Source organism: Candidatus Ichthyocystis sparus, assembly GCF_900078745.1.
GTDB classification, from domain to species: domain Bacteria; phylum Pseudomonadota; class Gammaproteobacteria; order Burkholderiales; family 2013Ark19i; genus Ichthyocystis; species Ichthyocystis sparus.
Genome location: NZ_FKII01000043.1, coordinates 85,858 through 108,367, shown reverse-complemented (window position 1 = coordinate 108,367; position 22,510 = coordinate 85,858). Strand labels below are relative to the sequence as shown.

The 22,510-nt window shown below is 34.2% G+C and carries 10 protein-coding genes and 1 pseudogene; all 11 read right to left on the bottom strand.

What is annotated here, in order from left to right; genetic code table 11:
* Positions 1–1,061: 1,061 nt before the first annotated feature.
* Positions 1,062–1,583, bottom strand: coding sequence for a hypothetical protein (locus A6733_RS01435; RefSeq protein ID WP_141663436.1), 522 nt, complete (start codon positions 1,581–1,583; stop codon positions 1,062–1,064).
* Between the two features lie 248 nt (positions 1,584–1,831).
* Positions 1,832–1,966, bottom strand: a complete 135-nt coding sequence (locus A6733_RS09605; RefSeq protein WP_278183865.1) for a hypothetical protein — start codon at positions 1,964–1,966, stop codon at positions 1,832–1,834.
* Positions 1,967–2,104: 138 nt separating this feature from the next.
* Positions 2,105–5,182: a ShET2/EspL2 family type III secretion system effector toxin gene (locus A6733_RS01430; protein WP_092460285.1), complete on the bottom strand. Its 3,078-nt coding sequence runs from the start codon at positions 5,180–5,182 to the stop codon at positions 2,105–2,107.
* Positions 5,183–5,909: 727 nt separating this feature from the next.
* Positions 5,910–7,010, bottom strand: coding sequence for a hypothetical protein (locus tag A6733_RS01425; protein WP_092488033.1), 1,101 nt, complete (start codon positions 7,008–7,010; stop codon positions 5,910–5,912).
* Positions 6,955–7,635, bottom strand: a complete 681-nt coding sequence (locus A6733_RS01420; RefSeq protein WP_092460281.1) for a hypothetical protein — start codon at positions 7,633–7,635, stop codon at positions 6,955–6,957. Before A6733_RS01420 ends, A6733_RS01425 begins: the two co-directional genes overlap by 56 nt.
* Before the next feature lie 39 nt (positions 7,636–7,674).
* Positions 7,675–9,228, bottom strand: a complete 1,554-nt coding sequence (locus A6733_RS01415) for a hypothetical protein (RefSeq protein WP_092460279.1) — start codon at positions 9,226–9,228, stop codon at positions 7,675–7,677.
* 24 nt (positions 9,229–9,252) lie between these two features.
* Positions 9,253–9,984, bottom strand: a pseudogene (locus tag A6733_RS01410) (ShET2/EspL2 family type III secretion system effector toxin); the annotation flags it as partial.
* Positions 9,985–9,999: 15 nt separating this feature from the next.
* Entirely contained in the window at positions 10,000–10,233 is a 234-nt protein-coding gene (locus A6733_RS01405) for a hypothetical protein (RefSeq protein ID WP_092411513.1), read from the bottom strand.
* Positions 10,234–11,511: 1,278 nt separating this feature from the next.
* The gene (locus A6733_RS01400; RefSeq protein WP_176696753.1) at positions 11,512–15,591 is read right to left on the bottom strand and encodes a ShET2/EspL2 family type III secretion system effector toxin; all 4,080 of its coding nucleotides are present in this window, start codon (positions 15,589–15,591) and stop codon (positions 11,512–11,514) included.
* A 564-nt stretch (positions 15,592–16,155) separates the two neighbouring features.
* Positions 16,156–16,305, bottom strand: coding sequence for a hypothetical protein (locus tag A6733_RS08765; protein WP_175330715.1), 150 nt, complete (start codon positions 16,303–16,305; stop codon positions 16,156–16,158).
* A 2,215-nt stretch (positions 16,306–18,520) separates the two neighbouring features.
* Positions 18,521–22,456, bottom strand: a complete 3,936-nt coding sequence (locus tag A6733_RS01395; protein WP_092402888.1) for a ShET2/EspL2 family type III secretion system effector toxin — start codon at positions 22,454–22,456, stop codon at positions 18,521–18,523.
* Between the last annotated feature and the right edge of the window lie 54 nt (positions 22,457–22,510).

The window sequence follows — 22,510 nt, the reverse complement described above, 5'->3', positions numbered from 1 at the left end:
AAGTTAAAAAGTTAAAGTTTGCATTCTTTGTATATGGGTATTCATATATCGCACACTCATTTTATGTTGGCTCTAATCCATCATTTTCAAAATAATCTTTATAATTATTTTTATCAATAAACATTCTTAAAGAAAATCTACTTAGATCTAAAAATTACTCACAGCTTAAAACTTCGTTACATGACACAACATTGTCCATGTTGGAATCAAAAAAATGCACCTCCCAAATATCTACTAGTAATCCTTCCATTTCCTTAGTTTTACGCATGATCTTAAAAGATATTGCATGAATAAAACTATGTAAAATAAAAAATCTCCGCTCCCCATAAAGTATGTTGGATGCTACTTTATACAAAAAATTACCAAAACCATCACAGGCTATAGTATATACACCACATGAATTCTCTATTATATTTTTATGGATTTCTTTGAAACTAGCAGGAACTGCTTTTTTTATTGATTCTTCATCTAAGCACTAATCTTCATTTTTCAAAGTAACCAATTCAACCCTATCATATTTTTGGCATAAATTTGCATAATTATATAAAAATTTTCTTACAATACAAAACAATTTTTTTATATAAGATTGCAGTGTTATTGAGCACAATCACACACATACAATATAACATTATACATAGTAATAAGTTATAAAGTTGGTATGTGTTTAATTGAGATAATAACTCTATCAAGCCGTGAATATATAGCACATATAACACGTATGCAAGTTAAAACCCCAGGAGAATTATTTTCTAGTGCTACAAACAACACAGATATCCAATCTATCGTTCAGACATTGCAGCACCTAAAATCACATATCGGCGAAATATTAACTTAACATATTACCCTTAAATATTAATATTTTTTGAGTGTGAAAATATACGAATGTGGTCACTGTAATGCTTCTAAGGCAATTTATTATATCACCGTCATCGAGCACAATCACACGCACTACATGTTACGTGATTATAGTTCTATTTATTTTAATTTTAACACCTGCAAATTATAAAGCTCAAATACACTACTCTGTTCAGCAATAATCAATTTAACTAGCTGAACGTACTTTAATGGTCCTGCCTGGAGCTTCTAGCAAGTTCTTTAATTTTATCTAACAAAAATTTATACTTTCCTTCAAGACCGCTATCACCAGCAAACATATCCTCAATTGACCTTCTTGCGCTACTAAGTTGTGAATGTAAAGTATATATGGTCTTTGTAGGAAATTCAGATAACATTGCAAAATAGGCTTCTAAGGCACTACTACCAGCAAGTAATGCAGCAGGTCTGCCAGAACTATCCGAAGCCACTAATACATTAACTAATTCATCTTTAGGTATTAATTTAAGTAGTGAAATATAAGATCTAACTACCTCAGGAAAATTATTCTCCAGCGCTACAAATAATCCAGAACCAGCCAATATATGTCCAGTTGACCTTCTTGCACTACTAAGTTGTGAATGTAAAGCATATATAGTCTTTGTAGGAAATTCAGATACCATTGCAAAATAGGCTTCCAAGGCATTACTACCAGCAAGTAATGCAGCAGGTCTGCCAGGACTATCAGAAGCCACTAATGCATTAACCAACTCATCTCTAGGTATTAATTTAAGTAGTCTGGTGTAGACACAACTACCTCAGGAAAATCATTATCTAGATGCCACAAGATCTAACAATATATTATATAAAATATCCAGTAGATATATCATCCCTAAACATCTAAATTTTTCTAATAATTTTACAAAAGCATCTACAGCCCCACGATGTCCATTTTGATAACTAATAACTCAAAAACCATGTTTGAAAGTTTATCGTTGGACATACAATCTTTAATTAATCAACCAAAAGCAACAACAGAATCATAATATCTTCTAGATAGAGCTATTAACAAAGGGCTTTCATCATATGATTTAGATTCCAATATCCCAAAGACCACACTCGCCATACCACCAGCAGGCACATGACCTTTCACAATAAGAATTTCTCTTATAACCTAAAGTAATTTTTTATATATTTAGTATATATTGCATATACTGATATAATATTATTGGCACCAGCATCGGATTTAATTTTACGAACTAACACCATAAAATTTAAAGCCATTATTTATTTAGGTTATTACAACATTTCCTACGGAGCCTATAGCAAGACCTTTAACCTTCTCCAATAAAAGTTTATATCTTCCATCAAGATCACTATCATTTAAAGATGTATGTCTAATTGATATTCTTATTCTACTAAGTCTCAAATACAAAGTATATTTAATACCAGATGGTAGGTAAGATATTATTTTTAGATAACTATCTAAAGCTTCCTTACCAGCAAATAATGCAGCAGGTATGCCGGAGCTATTGGAAGCCACTAATACGTTAACTAATTCATATTTGGGTATTAAATTGAGCAATAGTCCATAAGACATAACTACCTCAGGAAAGTTATTTTTTAGTGCTATAAACAATCCGGATATACCATCTGGTCTTTTAGATATTACAGTTTCTAAAAGCATACTATTAAAATACTCACTTAATACATCATCCCTAAATATCATTATTTTTTCTAATAGCTCTCTAAAAGCATCTACAGTGCTGTAGTGTCCATTTTGCATAGCCATAAACAAACCAGGAATATTATTACTACTACTTTTACAGATTAGTAAATCAAATACCATATCAAGAAGTGAAGTATCTTTTATGTATTCTTTCATACTGATAAATTTACTTAACAAAAATCCAAAAGAAATTACTGAATCAGTATTACCTTCTTGCAAAGCCATAAATAATCCATCAACATTTTCGTTAGTTCTAGCTTTCAGCAATTTAAAGATCATATCTGAAAGTTTATCGTGAGATATATAATCTTTCATTAGCATTAGTTTATCAACCAATAAACCAAAAGCACCAATGGAAGCACCATGCCCTCTGTATAGAGCTATAAACATAGGGCTTTCGGCACAGGAAGGTGGGCAACATGAAGCTACATTATAAATAATATCAGCCAATTTATCATCTGATATAACGCTCTTTAGTAGCAGTAAAACTTTGCCTAATAATCCAGCATAAGATTCTATTGCGCTAACTTTATTGTTATACATCCCAACAAATAAAGCAGATGTTCCATCACTTATTTTAGCAAATACGATGTCTAAAACTAGACTAGCAAAATCATCATTAGACATTCTATTTTTGATTGCCATTAATTGATTTTCTATCAAGACAGAATATTCATCAATACAATCGCTATATCCTTCTTTCATGGCTGTAAATAGAGCAGGGTCTCCATTATAATTTTTAGAAATTAAAATCTCTGGCAATAGATCAATTTGCTCGTCACAAGAAAGTGCCTGCAAAAAACAACCATATGCTCTCAAAGAGAGTGGATTATTATGGCCCATAAATGCATGAAGAGCAGGTGATCTATTACGATTTCTAATACAAAATATTTCTCTTCTAACTTCCTTAGGTGCATATATTAACAATGAACTATATGCTCTAACAACATCAACATCATTTCTTGCTAATGATATGAATATGCCAGGTGTACTGTTGCTTCTAGCAGCCATTAATATGTCCAGCATCATAGAGTTAAATCTGGCTTTAGATATACTATGCCTCAGCAGTGAAAATTTGCTTATTAACTGGGCAAAAACAACTACTGTATCAGCATGTCCCCCTTGTAAAGCAAAAAATAATCCAGAAGTGCCAACGTAAGTTTTATCAACTAATAACTTAAAAATCATATCTGCTATATCAGTATCAGGAACATACCCTTTCATGAGAAGTAACCTGTCTATCAATTTAGAAAAAGCAGCAACTGCATCAGGATTACCCTTTTTAAAAGCATAGAACAGACCAGACATTCCCATGTCATCTTTATGACTCAACAATCCAAAAATTATGTTAGATAATGCTCTACTATCAACAATATCTTTAAGTATAAAAACCTTATCCAAAAGACTACCAAAAGCTAAAATAGCATCAGCATTATTTGATAGCAAAGCCATAGAAAGAGCAGATAAGCCATCTCCACGCTTTGCCAACAAAATATCAAAGAGCATCCCAGAAAAATTTTTTACATCAATTCTATGTCTTATATTTATTAATCTATCGAGCAGTAAACCAAAACTGTCAACACATTCACTATATCCACCTTGCATAGCCATAAATAAAGCTGATGCTCCTGTAGGTGATTTAGTATGTATAATATCAGGTAATAAACTTAATTGTTCATCATAAGAAAGTTCTTCCAAAAGATTATTATACGATCTCACAGAGTTAGGTTTATTTTGTTCCATGGCCAATTGAAGTGCGGAAATACCCATGGAGCTTCTAGCAAAAAATACCTCCCTTCTAATATCAGCATTCAACGTTGAAAACGACCTAGATTTTACTACTTCTCTAATATCCAATGAACTAATGTTATTAAAGATCATATGATATATCATGCACCCAGAAATTTTGTATTTAGACATAGTTTCTAAAGTTAAAAAGTTAAAACTTGCATTCTTTGTATCAGAGCATTCATATATTGCGCACTCATTTTCTGTTGGCTCTAATTCATCATTTTCAAAATACTCTTTATACTTATTTTTATCAATAAACATTCTTAAAGAAAATCTACTTAGATCTAAAAATTCCTCACAGCTTAAAACTTCGCTACGTGACACAACATTGGTCTTGTTGGGATCAAAAAAATGCACCACCCAACTATCTACTACTAATCCTTCCATTTCCTTGGTTTTACGTATGATCTTAAAAGACATTGCATGAATACAACTATGTAAAATAAAAAATCTCTGCTCCCCAGCAAGTATGTTAGATGCTATTTTATACAAAAAATTACCAAAACCATCGCAGGCTATAATATATCTGCCACATGAATTATCTATTATATTTTTATGGATTTCTTTGAAATTAGCAGGAAGTGCTTTTTTTATTGATTCTTCATCTGAGAACAACTCACTAACCTTCATTTTTCTGTTATTTCTGTAACAATCAATACTATTCAAAGTAAACAATGAAGACAAATGGGAACAACAAATAATTTCCTCATCAATCTCAACTTTACAATTTAAATCTAATAAGCTCCCAACATTTTTTTTAGATATATAAGGCAAATTCTTTTCGGCAGATGGTACTATTTCCATCGAGCGCGGAGATACATGGACATGGGGAATGTAATCAGACTTCATACGCTTTGCTTTGTTTTATTGTTAGCGTTACTATGTAAGTATAGTTATGCAATCAAGCTCCGCCTTATCATATTTGGCATGAACTCGCATAATTATACAAAAATTTTCTTACAAAACAATTTTTTTATATAGGACTGCAGTGTTACTGAGCACAATAACACACATACAATGCAACATTGTACATAGTAATAAATTATAAAGTGGGTAATAAACTACTTCTATCATTGTTCCACAAGAATCTTATAGCAAATACCCTAACCCTATTCAACGAACAGCTTGAATCTTCCTTCACTTCCATAAAGACCATTACTGCTTAATAGCATATGTGCTTAGACGACACACTAATCCTATCAAGCCGCTAACATACAGCACACACAACACGTATGCAAGCCAAGACCTCAGGAGAATTACTTTCTAGTGCTACAAACAACACAGACATGCAATCTACCTTCCAGATACTACAGCATCTAAAATCACATATCGGTGAAATATTAACTTAACAAACTTAACATATTATCCTTAAATATCATTATTTTTTGAGTGTGAAAACACACGAATATGGTCACTGTAACGCTTCTAAGTCAATTCATCATATAATCGAGCACAATCACACATACTACATGTTATGTTATTATCATTTTATTTATTTTACTTTTAACACCTGCAAATTATGAAGCTCAAACCCTACCCTGTTCAGCAATAATCAATTTAACTAGCTGAACGTACTTTAATGGTCCTGCCTGGAGCTTCTAGCAAGCTCTTTAATTTTATCCAACAAAAGTTTATACTTTCCTTCAAGATCTCTATCACCTACCAATATATGTTCAATCGGCCTTCTTGCACTACTAAGTTGTGAATGTAAGGCATATATAGTCCTTGTAGATAAGTCAGATATTATTGCAAAATAAGCTTCCAAAGCCTCCCTGCCAGCAGATAATGCAGCAGGTATCCCAGAAGCATTCAGGGCCACCAATACATTAGCCAATTCATCCTTAGGTATTAACTTAAGTAGTTGGATATAAGACGTAACTACCTCAGGAAAATTATTTTCTAGTGCTACAGATAATCCAGATACACCATCTGATCGTCTAGATACTACAATATCTAACAACATATTATTAAAATATCCAGTGGATACATCGTCACTAAACATCATCAATTTTTCTAATAATTTTACAAAAGCTTCTACAGCTCCATGATGTCCATTTTGCATAGCCACAAACAGGCCTGGAGTGCTATCATCACCACTCTTACACATCAGTAAATCAAATACCATACCAGCCAATATGCTATCCTCTATGCATCCTTTCATACTAACAAGTTTATCTAACAATGAATAAAAAGCAGCTACCGAATGAACATTATCTCTTTTTAGGGACGTAAATAATCCATCAGTATCTTCTCTAGTCCTAGCTTTCAATAACTCAAAAATCGCTCTTGCAAGTTTATCATCCGGAATATTACCCTTTAATAGCGGTAAAACTTTGTCCAATAATCCTGAATAAGCTCTTATAGTAGCGGATCTATTCTTGTACATTCCAATATGTAAAGCAGATACCCCATCACTTCTTTTAGCCAATGCAATACCTAAAACTAGATTAGAAAAATCATCATGAGACATTCTATCTCTAATTTTCATTAATTGTTCTTCAACAAAAGTAACATATGCCTCAATACAATTATCACGTCCTTCCTGCATAGCTACAAATAAAGCAGGGTCACCTCCATCATTTTTAGAAATTAACAACTCCGGAAGTAACTCAATTTGCTCATCATAAGAAAGTGATTGCAAGAAACTTGCCATATGCCTTAAAAGAATCTGGTTCATCAAGCGCCATTAATACATAAATGACAGGTGATCCGCCATCATCTTTAATACAAAAAATTCTTCTTCTAACTTCTTTAGGTGCATACACTAACAATGAATTATACGCACCTATAACATCAATATTATTTTTTAATAATGCCTTAAATACGCCAGATACACCAAATCTGTCCGCAGCCATCAATATGTTTAACATCATAGAACTAAAACTATCTTCAGATAGACAATCACTTAGTAACTTAGAAAATTTACCTATTAACTCTCTAAGAGCAAGCACTACATCAGAATGACCATCTTGCAAAGCATAAAATAAAGCAGGAGATATATCTTCATTATAAGAACAAAAAGAGCACATCAGCACTCTACGAACTATACCAGCCATATGCAGATCACCTATACTTTCTTTCATAAGAAATAATTTATCCATAAACTCAGAAAAAGCACACACCGTATCAGCATGACCATCTTGTATAGCAAAAAATAAACCAGAACCTACATCGCTGCGATACATCAACAGCTTACAAATCATATTAGCTATGTCTATGTCAGGTATACATCCCCTCATAACAAACAATTTATCCACCAGCTTAGAAAAAGCACGCACTGTACCAGAATGACCTTTTGACAAAGCACAAAATAAACCAGAAACCGCATCATCAGATTCAGCTCACAACAAATCAAAAATCATACCAACCATATCAGTATCAGGTATACGTCCCTTCATGAGAAGAAACTTATCCATCAATATTCCAAAAGCACATACTGCATCAGAATAACCTTTTGCAAGAGCATAAAACAGAGCAGAATTTCCTCTTCTATCTCTACCACTCAATAACTTAAAAATTAACCTTGCAAGCTCAACATCCGATATAGTACTACTCAGTAGTGATAGCACTTTTTCTAATAAACATGCGTAAGGCTCTATATTATTAACTTTGTTATTAATCATTGTTGAAGCCAGAGCAGATAACCCATCATCTCTTTTAGCAGATACAATATCCAAAACTAGATTAGAAAAATCATCAGAATACATTCTTTTTTTAATTGTCATTAATTGCTTTTCTATCAAGGCGCCATATTCATAAATACAATCGACATATCCTTCCTGCATGGCTATAAATAGGGCGGAATTACCCGCATTATTTTTAGAAATTAATATTTCTGGCAGTAGATCAGTTTGCTCCTCATAAGAAAGCGCATCCAAAAAATAGCCAAGTGATATCAAAGATTGTGGTTCATTATGAAGAATAATTTGATGAATGATGGGTGATCCTCTATCTTTAATACAAAATATTTCTCTTCTAACTTTTCCAGATACACCCATTAGCAATGAATTATATGCGGCTATAGTAGATACATAATTTGAGAATAATAACATAAGTATGCCAGGTGTACCATTATCTTTTCTCCTAGCCGTTAATATATCTGACATCATAGAATCGAATGTATATTTAGGAATACTATTTTTTAACAATGAAAATTTCTCTATCAAGCTACCAAAACTAATTACTGTGCGAGTATAGCCCGCTTGAAAAGCAAAAAATAAACCATAAAGTCCAGCAGCAGTTTCACAATTTAACAATTCAACAATCACACTAGCTACTCTAAAATCAGGGACACTTCCTCTCATAAGAAGTAATCTATCCATCAATTCAGAAAAGGAAAGTACTGCAGAAAAACAACCCCTACTCAAAGCAAAAAATAAAGCAGGGACACCGTCCCTAGATTTAGACAGCAATAACTTATGAATCATATCAAACATATCAATATCAGGTATACGTCCTTTCATAACAAGCAACTTATCTAACAATCTTCCAAAAGCACTTACTGCACTAGAACAATCTTTTGAAATAGCGCAAAGTAGAGCAGGATTTCCTTTGCTATCTTTGGTACTCAATAATTTAAAAATCAACTTTGCAAGTTCAGTATCTGGTATAAAACCACCCAGTAGTGATAACACTTTGTCTAGTAATAATGAGTAAGCGTCCACAACATGTGCCATACCTTTGATCATGGCCGTAGCCAAACCGAATCTTCCGTCACTAGTTCTAGCCAATGCAACATCTAAAACTAGATCGGCAAAACTATCAGGAGACATTCTGTCTCTAATTTTTATCAATTGCTCTTCCAACAAATTGCTATATTCCCTAATAGAATCACAACTTCCTTCTTTCATAGCCATAAATAAAGCCGTTATTCCTCCAGGCTCCTTAGCTCTCATAATTTCAGGTAACAGACTCACTTGCTAGTCATAAGAAAGTTCTTCCAAAAGATTATTATAAGACATTATAGATTTATAGTTATTTTCCTCCATTGATAAGTAAAGTGCAGGAACACCACCAGAGCTTCTGGCAAAAAATATCTCTTGCCTAACATCAGCACTTAGTGTGGAAAAAGACCTAGATCTTGCTATTCCTCTAATATCTAATAGGTCGGCGCTATTAGACATGACATGATACATCATGCATCCAGAAATTCTGTCCTGGGACAAGGTTTCTAAAGTTGAAAAATTAGGACTAGCATTCCGTACATCAGAATATTCATACACTGCGCATTCATTCTCTTTTGGATGCGGTACTGAATCACCTCCACTACTATCAAAGTAAAGATTATAGTTAGATTGAGTCATAAACATTCTTAAAGAAAATCTACTTAAATCTGAAAAATCCTCAAAACTTAAAACTTCACTACGTACTACAACATTAGTATTATTAGGATCAAAAAAACGCACCACCCACTTATCTATTAATTTACCTTCTATTTCCTTAGTTTTATGGGAAACATTAAGAGACATTACATGATTGCAACTATGTAAAATGAAAAACCTACTTTCTCCAGAAGCCGTGGTAGATGCTATTTTATGCAAAAAATCGCCAAATCTATCACAAACTATAATGTGCCTATCACACGAGTTTTTTTCTACTATTTTCTCATTGATTTCTTTAAGACTGTTGGCAACAGCTCTTTTTACTGACTCTTCATCCGAAAATAATTAACTAATTTTAAGCTTCTTGCCACTTCTATAACAATTAATACCATTAAGAACAAATAGCGATGAGAACTCAGAACATCGAATGGATTTTCCGTCAAACTCAAACTTGTTATTTAAATGCAGTAAACCACCAACATCTTTCTTAGATATATAAGGAGAATTTTTTTGATCAGATGGTACCACTTCCATGGAATATGGAGATATATGTACACGCGCACTGTAACTGTATTCCACGTTATTCACCTATTATGTTGTTAGTATAATTAGCACACATTCAAAACACGGGAATCCATTGTAGCATCCCATCGCGGGAGACTATGCGGGTAATTTACTTCCTCATTTGCAAAAACGATCATCCGAAGGAAGCGACATTTTGTCTAGTTAGTGCATTTTATACCGTGTATATAGGGTGAGTATTATTGCATACAGATTATATAAAATAATTTTGCAGGTTAATTACCTGATATCCTTTAAGAGGTACTGACTGGACCTCATGGAAAACCCTTTCTAATAAAAATTCATATTTTTTCTGCCAATTTAATTGAACATATACAACTCAACTTCTCACGCTATCAAGTTTCGAATGTAAATCATAATAGCCACAGCGGGTAAAATAGATACCGCTGTGAAATAACCACACTCAAACACTCAATATCAGAAGCCACTTAATGATCAAGCAATTCATCTCCAGCATTAAATCGAGCAATAGACTATAATGATTGGCTACTTGACTTTTTTTAGTAGTAATTGTCCTAAACAATCTACAAACCTAAAATGTTAATTTTTCCATGACCACAAACAAGCTCGCAACGTCACCACCAACGCTTTTACACGTTATTTATAGCAGTCAATATGGTACATTGTATACATACCTTTTATTAATAATATCTAATAGTACAAAACGTTAAATTTAAGAGCTAGCAAACACAGATGGGGCTTATCAAAACTATGATGGCCTTCAATGTAAACCCCAAAATCTATGATCTGTTGTCTATAAATGATGGAATCCAACCCACCTTAACAACTAATAATCCCTCCTTCAATTTCATTACAATCCCTAATGGTTCCGCCTTGAGCTTCTAGCAAGTCCTTTAATCTTCTTCAATAAAAGTTTATACGCACGATCGAGACTGCTGTCAGATGCTAATACACGTTAAATACACTAAACCGACCTTCTTACACTACTAAATTGTAAATGTATGTAGTTTTTCTTATATAAGTCAAATACCATCGCTAGATAAGATTCCAAAGCATCTTTACCAGCAAACAATGCAACAAAAGGCACTCCAAAACTACTAGTGGACCTAGTACATCAACTAACATAAGATTTGACTACTTCAGGTAAATCATTTTCCAGTGATATAAATTATAAACAATACAGACACACTATAAGATTATCTAGATACTAATTAGTAAACTGAATACCAGAACCAACCGGATAAATATCTTTTATGTACACTTTTTCATATTATTTAGTAATAACTAACACCATCTGCTGAGACAATATGTGCCTTAATGGTCCTGCCTGGAACTTATGGCAAGTTCTTTAGTCTTATCCAGCAAAAGCCTATACTTACCATCAAGATCTCTATCAACTGTCAATATATGTTCAACCGATCTTCTTACACTACTAAGTCGTGAATGTAAGGCATATATATCCCTGGCAGACAATAAGTCAGATATCATTTCCAAATAAACGACAAAAGTCTCTTCACCAGCCAATAATACAGCAGGTATGCCAGAACTATTAATGGCAGGTAACACATCAACTAATTTATTTTTAGGTATTAATTTGAGCAATGAAACATAAGACCTAACCACTTCAGGAAAATCACTTTCTAGCGCTGCAGATAATCCAGACACACCATCTGATCTCCTAGATCTTACAATATCTAAGACCATACTATCGAAATATTCAGTGGATAGATCGTCCTTAAATACCATTAACCTTCTTAATAATTCTAGGAAAGCATCTACAGCTCCATGATGTCCATTCTGCATAGCCACAAACAAACCAGGAACATTATTATCACCACTTTTACACATTAACAAATCAAATACCATACCAAACAAAGTGATATCTTCCACACTTCCTTTCATAATAAGAAGTTTATCCAACAACGAACAAAAAGAAGATATAACGTTGCTACTCCCTTCTTGTAAAGCCAGAAATAACCCATCAATGCCTTCGGCAGTTCTAGCTTTCAACAATTCAAAAATAATTCTCACAAGTCTATCATCTGGTATAGTATCCTTTAACAACGATAAAACTTCGTCTAACAGTGCTGAATAAGCTTCCATGGCATTAACTCTACTATTACGCATTCCAGCAAACAAAGCAGACACCCCATCACTTCCTTTAGCAGACGCAATATTTAGAACTATGCTAACCAAGTTATCAGAGGACACTCCGCCTCTAATTTTTATCAACTGTCTTCTCACCAATGAAACATATGCAACAATGGAATCATCGTGCCCTTCCTGCATGGCTACAAATAAAGCAGGACATCCATTACTATCATTTTTGGAAACCAACAAATCCAATAACAAATTAGCCACCATATCCGGTGGTAGCTCAGAAGCACTAAAAAAAGCTCTCAAAAAATAACCATATGATCCCAAAAGTTCTGAATTGTTATGAGACATAAGATCATAAATGATAGGAACTCCTTCTCTACTCTTAGCCATCAATATGTCTAGCAGCATAGAGCATAACGTAACATCGGGAATACTACCCCTTAGAAGCATAAATTTATTTATCAAATTGCCAAAAACCATTTGGGTACCGCCAGAATTACTTTGCAAAGCAATAAATAAACCTGGAACTCCTACATCAGACCTGGACTCCAAAAGTGTAAAAAGCATATCTGCCAAATCACTACCAGATACATGCTCTTTCATGCTAAGTAACACTCCCACTAATTCAGAAAAAGTACGCACTGCATCAATATGTCTATTCTGCAAAGCAACAAACAGTCCTGGAACTCCCGCGCTAGATTTAGCTTCCAACAGTCTAAAAACCATATTTGCCATACTACCATAAGGCACAGAACCACTCATAGCAAGCAAGCAATCCATCAATACTCCGAAAGCACCTACTGCATCGGCATTACCCGCTTCAAGAGAATAATATAGCCCAGCACCATGCTCATCAGATTTAGCTTCCAACAATCTAAAAATCATTTCTGACATATCACTATCAGATACATGTCCCCTCATAAGAAGCGATTTACTCAACAATTCATAAAAAGCAACTAATGCAATAGCATTGCCTCTTTTCAAAGCACAAAACAGACCAGTATCCCCTGCATCAGATTTAGCTTCCAACAACCTAAAGATCATACCTGCCATTTCATTGTCAGGAATATGACCTTTCATAACAAGTAATCTATCTATAAGTTCTCCAAAAATACCTACCGAAATACCATCATCACTTCTTCGTAAAGCAACAGATAATCCAGTATCACCCGAACTAGATTTAGACCCCAACAACATAAAAATCATTCTTGCCATATCACTATCAGGCACACAACCTTTCATAACAAGCAATTTATCTAACAATTCCCTAAAAATACTTAATGCACGAACACTATCTTCCTTTAAAGCAACATACAATCCAGTATCTCCTAAATCAGACCTAGACTCCAACAACTTAAAAATCATCCTTGCCAAATAATCATCAGACACACAACCTTTCATGAGAAGCAATCTATCTACCAATGCCATAAAAGCACTTACCGCAAGAAAATTATCTTTTTGCAAAGCAACAAATAAACCAGTATTTCCTGCATCAGATCTAGACTCCAACAACTTAAAAATCATTTCTACGATATCGCTAGCGGGAACACTGCCTTTCATAACAAGTAGTTTATCTAGCAACGTTCCAAAATGACCCACAGCATTAGCAGCACCTCTTTCAAGAGCACAAAACAGACCAGTATTCCCTATATCAGATCTAGATTCCAATAGTCTAAAAATCATTCCTAAAATATCATTATCAGGCACATGACCTTTCATAACAAGTAATCTGTCCATCAAACCAGAGAAAGCAACCACCGCATCAGCATGATTTTCTCGTAGAGCAACACACAGAGCGGTATTATCTGAATCAGATTTAGATTCCAATAATCTAAAAAGCATACTTGTCATATAATCTGCAGACACATGAGCTTTCACAACAAGCAACCTATCTACTAATTCCCCAAAAGCACGTACCTCAGCAGCATAACCTTTTTGAAGAACATGAAACAAAGCAGAACACCCCTCGCCATCTCTATGATCTAATAGCCTAAAAATAATCTCAAATAATCCTGCACTATCAGTCACATCCTCTTTAAGTATAAAAATTTTATCCAAAAAACCACCAAAAGCCGAAACAGCAGCAACCTTGTTTTTTAATAATGATATGGAGAGAGCAGACAAACCACCCACACGTTTGGCCAACAAAATATTAAATATCACTTCAGGAAAGTTTTCTATTCTACTTCTTACAGCAATTAACCTATCTAACAATAAACCAAAACCAGCCATACATTCAACATATCCACCTTGCATAGCCATAAACAAAGCTGGTACACCTTCAGATGATTCGGCTTTTATAATATCAGGTAACAAATTCACTTTCTCATCACAAGAAAGTCTTCCCAAAAAATTATTATAAGACACCACAGAACCAGGTTTATTTTTTTCCATAGCCATATGGAGCGCGGAGATACCCAAGGAGCCTTTAGCAAGAAATATCTCTCTTCTAACATCAACACTTAACGTTGAAAAAGAACTGGAGTCTGCTAATCTTACAATATCTTCTGGACCAGCTCCACCAAACATCATATGGTATATCATGCACCCAGAAATCCCATCTTGGGATAGGGTTTCCAAAGTTGTAAAACTAGAGCTCGACTCCTCTTCATCAGAATACTCGTATACTACACATTCATCCTCTGTTGATCCTGACTCAGCATCCCTAAAATAACCTTTATAGTGACGACCAATCATGAACTTCTCTAAAGAAAACCTGCCTGAATCTAGAAGTTCATCAAGATTTGAGACTTCACTACGAGATACAACATTAGTAACCTTAGGATCAAAAAAATGCACCACCCACCTGGTTACTACTGACCCTTCTTCTATTTTCTTAGATTTACACACAACTCTAAAAGACATTACATGACAGCTACTACATAAAATAAAAAATCTTTGATCCCCTAAAATCATGTCAGACGCTATTCGATGTAAAAAATTTCCAAACCTAGCACAAGCAATGATATGCTTACCACACGATTCTTCTTCTATTTTAGTTTCAACCATCTCTCCAAAATCTTCAAGAGCTAGCCTTCTTACTGATTCCTCATCAGAAAACAATTCGCTAACCCTCAGTTTTCTTTCACTTCTGTAACTATCAACAGCATTAATAGCATACAATAAAGACAAATCCCAGCAAGAAATAGGTCTTCCATTAACCTCAACCTTGTTACTCAAATCTCTCAATGAAGAAACATGCTTCTTAGAAAAATAAGGCACATCCTTTTGGGTAGAAGGAACTATTTCCATCAAATTTGCAGATATATGAACATGATCGCCAACAGACTCCATAATGCACGCGCTCCTTATACCACGAATTATAAATTTTATTATCGGTATCACCATACCACTGGTATTAGTACTACTACTATAGGTACTAGCACCATGGAGCTATGGAGCTATGAAGCTATGAAGCTATGAAGCTATGAAGCTATGGAGAAGACAGAAACATAGAGCACCTAAGATTAATTTAGGGTAATAGCGCCTAAGAAACACTAAAATTACCCCCCAAAAACCTCCACCACCCACTTCACAGCAGCAATAGCAATATGCTACTACTAGCAACAAACATCATATGTGACATTATTATAGATCTACGTTGAAATTTTTTACAAACCTTCCTATTCATAATTGACATATCAATTTGAATTATATGAATCTAAGTTGCAAATTGTAAATACTATTTCCGACTAACTGTTCGAGCCATTTTAATAAATATTCGTATCCTACATAAAGAGATCTATATTGCTTAAAGGTGTATATGATTTGAGCTTCTTATACTATCAAGTTTCTAATATAAATAAATTATGCACAATTCTGGTTTATAAATAAGTTATAAATTATTTATGAATAGCTCTACCTAAAAACACATCTACCAGTAGATAATACAGCGTATATGCCATAATAGACATTAGAAGCTTCTGGTACATTTTTTAGGCGAGCTAATAAATAAGCTCCAACTAATTCAGGAGAACTATTTTTTAGTGCTACAGACAGACCAGACATAACATATTACATTTTATATACTACAGCAACTACAGAATACAAAATGCATACTATTAAAACTCTCATTAAATTCAATCAAAAAGCATGCGCATCTCCATGATGTTACTCTTGTAAATCAACCAACAATCATGAGATAACACCGTTATTATTTATTCTTCATCTGAGAACAACTAAGTAATCTTAATTTTTATGTTATTGTTTGTAACAATCAATACCATTCAAAATAAACAATGAAGACAAATGGGAACAACAAATAATTTCCTCATCAATTTCAACTTTGCAATTTAAATCCACTTAGATTATATAAGAGGCAAATTCTTTCCGATAGATAGTGTTATTTCTATCGAATGCGGAGACACATTAACATGGGCATGGGCATGGGCATGGGCATGGTGATCAAATTTTCGCTTTACTTTTTTAGTATTAGCGCCACCACTACGTGTGTATACTATTAGACATATCCACCTATAAAACGAGTAAACACACCACCATATTCAACATAATATGTTTGTATAAAAATCCTCTTCTAAAACAATTCCCAAGCCGTATAACAAAGCATAAACCATATGCATCGATGCATATGCAACATCGTAGAGTTATAGTAGCAGTTTACACACTACATAAGCGGATAACAAATCACGTCGTCCGCTATGCTATACATCTTAGATCATTACAATGTTCTGCACGTAGTTTATAGAAATTACTATATCCTTCTTCAACTAAATTTTCCATCAAGATTCAAATAACTATCTAAATCTCCTCTAACAGCAAACAATGCAGCAATTACTACGTAACTATCAGAAAATGCTAACACATTAACTATAATGGGCATCTATGTAGTTAAAACCACTCTGTTCTGCTCATTGGATGTTAATTGTCGTTCTCAGTACAGTAAATATGTTACAAATTAAGAACAGCAACGTGGTTGTAACTTCTATCATATAAGCTGTAATTATATCAGTAATTTTAGTTTATCCAATAGAATAAAACATAGAAGTAATTGAATTATGTATAAATATATATATATCACATGTCGTTGTATGTAAATTGTCAATAAGTTATAAGGTACCCACCCCAACAATCACCATGATACTTGTTTCAAAAAATAACCAGCATGGAACTTACAAGATTGCTTTAGTAAATATCTTTTGTTTATTCGAATAATAATATAATATTTGCTGCATGACTGTGTGTAAGCATTAGTGATGTATAGTTGTTGTTGCTAGATTATGTCCATATAGCTACTACAGACACAATAAAGAATCTCAGTATTACAAAAGAAAAGCTTTTCAAATCAAAGCACTTCTTTACCAATATACCACACCCACAGATCGTGAAGAGTACCTATGTATAAGAATGTTTCAGCAGCCAATTATGAGAATGTGGGAACTATTAGAGGATATGGAGTTGTGAAATACTTTACCTCGCTATCAAACAATATCAATGTTAGAGCCATTATAGAAAATAACATCGAATAAAAACAATCTCGACTTTAATTACAATGAAGTTTTTTTATCTGCACAGATAATACAGAGCCTACTATCCACTAGCAAGCTGTAATAGCTAAGAAAATACAAGAAGTATAACCAGATGGAGATCCTCTTAATCTCAAAGCTCCAACTGCCAATAAGCTGTGAAATGAAAGCATAGTAACTCCAGGTATTATAACCCAAGCCTACTAGGAGCAAATTTTTCCGCCAACATGCTCTCAGCAGCAAAAGAAAAACCAATTAGAACAGTTATAATGTATGAAATTCATGCAACAGAGCACCCTACTCCATCATTTATAGAAATAAGAGACATCACATGCAGGTGTAGGTAATAGCATATATTCGTAATAAGTATCAAGTATCTCAGTACGTTAATTTAAAATGCCCCGGCCAATATATCAATTTGCTCAACACAACAAAGCAATCTCAAAAAATAAACACTCCGCAATATTCCTGTTGGTTGTTACGAGAGACTAGCACACTAGCAAGAACTTGCAATCACCCATAATGTTCCAACATACTAAACACTTTTTTTATTAACTTAATCAATATTATACCTTTCATTAATGATATAAATACAGTACGGGTATCACTAACTCTCCTGGATTATTAATATGGCCATAATAATAAAGTTAATCAAATACATGGGCACACACGCAGCAAACTGATAGTAAAAAAACAGCTCATTAACTGACAAAATTGCACTACCTAATAAAACACTATTACTATAGATTCCTCCTGGAACTTCTAGCAAGTTCTTTAACTCTTTCCAATAAAAGCTTATACCTTATGCCAAGGCCTTCATCAACCGCCAATATGTGTTCAATTTTCCTTTTTGCACTACTAAGTTGTGAATGTAAAACATATATATCCCTGGTAGGTAGCAAGTCAGACACTACTGATAAATAAACTTCCAACGTTTCTCCCTCAGCAAACAATGCAGCAGGTCTTCCAGAACTATCAGAAGCCAATAGCACATCAACCAACTCATTTCTAGACATTAATTTAAGTAGTAAGCTATAAGATTTAACTACCTCAGGGAAACCATTTTCTAGTGCTGCAAATAATCCGGGCATACCATCCGAACGCCTAGATCTTATAATGCACGAGAGCATACTATCAAAATGTCCGGCGGCCACATCATCCCTAAACATCATCATTTTTTCTAATAATTTTACAAAAGCATCTACGGTTCCATGATGACCATTTTGCATAGCAATAAATAAGCCTGGAATACTATCGCTACCACTTTTACACATCAGTAAATCAAATACCATACCAACCAATGTGGTATTTTCTATGCATCCTCTTATACTAAGAAGTCTATATAACAGCGAGCAAAAAGAAAGTACAGCATTACTATTTCCTTCTTGCAAAGCCACAAATAATCCATCAATTCCTTCGCCTGTTCTAGCTTTCAACAATTCAAAAATTATTTTTGAAATTCTATCATTTGATACAATACCCCTTAATAGCAGTAAAACCTCGTCTAATAACTCTGAATAAGCTTCTATAGCACTAGCTCTATTGTTACGCATTCCCACAAACAAAGCAGATTCCCCATCACTTCCTTTAGCAGATACAATATTCAAAACTAGATTAATGAAATCATCAGATGATACTCTAAATTTCATTTCTGTTAACTGTTTTCTTACTAATGCAACATATGCAACAATAGAATCACTACATCCTTCTCGCATGGCTGCAAACAGAGCAGAATCCCCATTACTATAATTCTTGGAAATCAACAGCTCCGACATTAGATCAGTTAAGATGCTTGTTATTGACGGCAGACGAGATGGCCTGCAACGATAAAAAAATCCTCCTAAAAAACAATTATATGATTTCAAAAGTTCTGAGTTGTTATGAGACATGAGTTCATAAATGAGAGGCAATCCAGCTCTACTCCTAGGCATCAATATGCTCAGCAGCATAGAGCTAAACATGGCATCAGGAATACTACCCTTTAAAAGTACAAATTTACCTACTAAATCACCAAAAGCATTTACTGTACTATCGTTCTTACCCTGCAAAACAATAAGCAAACCAGTAACTCCTGCATCAGACCTAGACTCCAACAGCCTAAAAAGCATACTAACCATATCACTACCAGGTACATGATCTTTCATATCAAGCAACATATCAAGCAAGTTAGAGAAAGCAAGCACTGCCCCAGTATGACCATTTTGCAAAGCAACAAACAGGCCGGGAACTCCAGTACTAGATTTAGACTCCAACAATTTAAAAATCATATTCGCCATACTAACATAGGGCACACTCCCCCTCATAACAAGCAATCCATCATTGACCAATGCCCCAAAAATATTTACTAAATCAGCATCACCTCTTTCGAGAACATAATACAGACCAGCATCTCCTGAATTGGATCTGGACTCTAACAATCTAAAAACCACACTCGCCAGATCAATATCAGGCACACGACCTCTCATAACAAGCAATCTACTCAACAATTCAGAAAAGAAAAACACTGCAACGGTACGACAATTTTTCAAGGCAGAAAATAGACCAGTATCTCCTTCATAAGATTTAGATTCCAACAGCCTAAAGATCATTCTTACCATATCAACATCAGGAATATGACCTTTCATAAGAAGTAATTTATCTATTAATTCTGCAAAAAGACGTATTGAAACACCATCATCACTTTTTAGTAAAGCCACATATAATCCAGTATCTCCTGAATTGGATTTAGACTCTAACAATCTAAAAATCATTTCTGCCATATCACTACCTGATACATGACCTCTCATAGCAAGTAGTCTGTCTATCAATTCTCCAAAAGAACTTACTGCAACAACATTATCTCTTTGTAAAGCAACATACAGACCAGTATCTCCTGAATTAGATTTAGACTCCAACAATCTGAAAATCATTCTTGCCATATCACCATCAGGCACATTACCTTTCATAACAAGTAATCTATCTATCAATTTTCCAAAACCACGCACTACAACACTATTTTTTTGTAATGCAGCAGATAGTCCAGCATCTCCTGAACTAGATTTAGACTCCAACAATCTAAAAATCATCCTTACCATATCACTATCAGGTACATCACCTTTCATAACAAGCAATCTATCTACCAAATTAGAAAAAGCAGTTACTGCACCATCACTACCTTCTTGTAAAGCAACAAACAGGCCAGTATTCCCTGCATCAGACTTAGACTCTAACAGCCTAAAGATCATTCTTGCCATATCACAATCAGGCACATATCCTTTCATGACAAGTAATTTATCTATTAATTCTCCAAAAGCACTTACTGCATTAGCATAATTTTTTTTAAGAGCGTAAAATAGAGCAGAACATCCTTCGCCATCTCTATGATCTAATAACCTAAAAATAATATCAGACAATCCTATACTATCAACCACATCCTCTTTAAGTATGAAAGTTTTATCCAAAAGATTACCAAAAGCTGAAACAGAACCAACCCTATTTTTTAATAAAGACATAGAGAGAGCAGAGAAATTATCCCTAGGTTTGGCCAACAAAATATCAAAAATCACCTCAGAAAAATTTTCTACTTTATGTCTTACACTAATTAATCTATCCAACAACAAACCAAAGCCATCCATACATTCAACATGTCCACCTTGCATAGCCATAAACAAAGCTGGTACACCTTCAGATGATTCTGCTTTTATAATATCAGGCAACAAATTCACTTTCTCATCACAAGAAAGTTTTTCCAAAAAATTATTATAAGACACTATGGAACCAGCTTTATTTTGCTCCATAGCCATATGAAGAGCGGAAATACCCAAGGAGCTTTTAGCAAGAAATATCTCTCTTCTAACATCAACACTTAACGCTGAAAAAGAACTGGACTCTGCTAATCCTACAATATCCAATGGACCAACCCCACCAAACATCATATGGTATATCATGTTCCCAGAAATTCCATCTTGGGATAGGGTTTCCAAAGTTAAAAAACCAGAACTCGACTCCTCTTCATCAGAATACTCGTATACTGCACATTCACACTCTGTTGATCCTGATTCAACACCCCTAAAATATCCCGCATAGTGACCTTTAATCATGAACATTCTTAAAGAAAATCTGTCTTGGTCTAGAAATTCACCACGATTTAAGACTTCGCTACGCGATACAACATTGGTAACCCTAGGATCAAAAAAATACACCACCCACCTATTTACAAATTCTCCTTCTATTCTCTTAACTTTACACGCGACTCTAAAAGACATTACATGACTGCCACTACGTAAAATGAAAAACCTCTGCTCCCCTAAAATCATGGTAGATGCTATTTTATGCAAAAAATCTCCGAACTTATCACAAGCTATGACATGCTTACCACATGAGTTTTCTTCTACTTTGGTTCCAATTATTTCTCTAAAATTATGAAGAGCTGCCCTTCTTACTGAGTCTTTATCTGAAAAGAGTGCGCTTACTCTCAGTTTTCTGTCACTTCTATAGCAATCAACGCCATTAAGAGTATATAGTAGAGATAAATCCGAGCAAGAAATAATTCTTTCGTTAACCTCAACCTTGTTGCTCAAATCCCTCAATGAAGACGAAGCATGTTTTTTAGAAAAATAAGGCACACTCTTCTGGCTATAAGGTACAACTTCCATCGAATGTACAGATATATGAGTATGAGTGCCAACAAACTCCACAGCTTGCACTCCTTACGTTACGTATTATAAATAATTTATCATCGGTACTACCAT